The following is a 1468-nucleotide window of genomic DNA, read 5'->3' on the forward strand; positions in this document are numbered from 1 at the left end:
TTTAGGCCTCTTTGACGCCCTAATAAATTCAATAAAGAGCCAAAAAAAGATCTAATAACTTTTTTTGGTTTATTTATTAAATTTTATCTATTTTATTACAACGAGGAGTTTTATTTTGAAACAAAAAAAAGACTATTACGAAGTTTTAGGATTATCACGTGATGCTAATTTGGATGATATTAAACGAGCTTATCGAAGTCTTGCTAAAAAATATCATCCTGATCGTTGTAAAGAAGCTAATGCTGATGCTAAATTTAAAGAAATACAAGAAGCTTTCGAAGTATTGAGTGATACCGATAAACGAGCTCAGTATGATCAAATGGGCCATAGTTTTAATAATCAAGGTTTTAATAGTGATTTTCAAGGTTTTCAAAGTGCTAATTTTGATGAATTTGAAGATATTTTTTCGAGTTTTTTCGGTCGTAGAAAAAGTAATCGCCAAACTTCTAAAGGTGAAGATCATAATATAAAAATAACTATTAGTTTTATGGAAGCTGTTTTAGGTACTCAAAAATCAATTGAATTTTATGTTAAAGAACATTGCGAAAAATGTAATGGTACAGGGGCCAAAACAAAAAATGATATTAGGGTGTGTCACGTTTGTAAAGGATCTGGTTATATTTCTTATACCCAACAGGGTTGGTTTGTAAGTGTTTCAAAACAAGTTTGCCCTGAGTGTAGTGGTCAAAAAAAAATTATTTTAGATAAATGTGTTTTTTGCCAAGGAATTGGCCTAGTAAAAAGTAAGCATAAAGTTACTTTAAATATACCTGCCGGAGTCGAAAGTGGCATGACATTGAAATCTCCAAATCAAGGACATCAAGGTCCTTCGGGAACACCTAGTGGGGATTTGTATGTGGATATCGAGGTTCAATCTCATAAGATTTTTCAGCGTAAAGGTAATGATATTTTTTCTTCGGTACTAATTAATTTTTACCAAGCAGCTTTAGGTACAATTATTAATGTTGATACTATTCATGGTGATGTTAAATTAAAAGTGCCTGCTGGTACACAAACCGATACTAAATTTAGATTAAAAAATAAAGGTGTTCCTTATGTTAATTCTCCTTCTAGTTTAGGCGATCATTATGTGATTATTAAAATTTATACACCACAAAATTTATCGAATACTCAAAAAAAACTTTTTCAACAATTGGAAGAATTAGATAAATTAAATCAAAAATCAAAAAATAATTCATCTTGGTTTCATTTTTGAATTGCTCAAATAAATAAAATTATTTCTAAAATAAAAAAAATTATTAAAAATATATTTAATAATTACAAAAGATAATTATGATTTACTATTTGATTATTATTTTATATCGATATATATTGATATAAATATTTTTAGAAGTTAGATGTTTGGGATTGGGCGCCAAAGAGGCCTAAATTTCGTGCTATCTAACCAATAGCCAGAGCTGATAAACTCTGAAAGGAGATGGTCGGTTTGACAAACGAAAGAATGTCA

At 29.1% G+C, this 1468-nt stretch carries 1 protein-coding gene; it reads left to right on the forward strand.

The window, feature by feature from the left end; translation table 11 throughout:
* Positions 1-115 precede the first annotated feature (115 nt).
* Entirely contained in the window at positions 116-1216 is a 1101-nt protein-coding gene (gene dnaJ / locus B2G44_RS01145; RefSeq protein ID WP_078123024.1) for a molecular chaperone DnaJ, read from the forward strand.
* The last annotated feature ends 252 nt before the right edge of the window (positions 1217-1468 follow it).

The organism is Candidatus Phytoplasma citri (assembly GCF_002009625.1).
In the GTDB taxonomy this organism is placed as follows: Bacteria; Bacillota_I; Bacilli_A; order Acholeplasmatales; family Acholeplasmataceae; genus Phytoplasma; species Phytoplasma citri.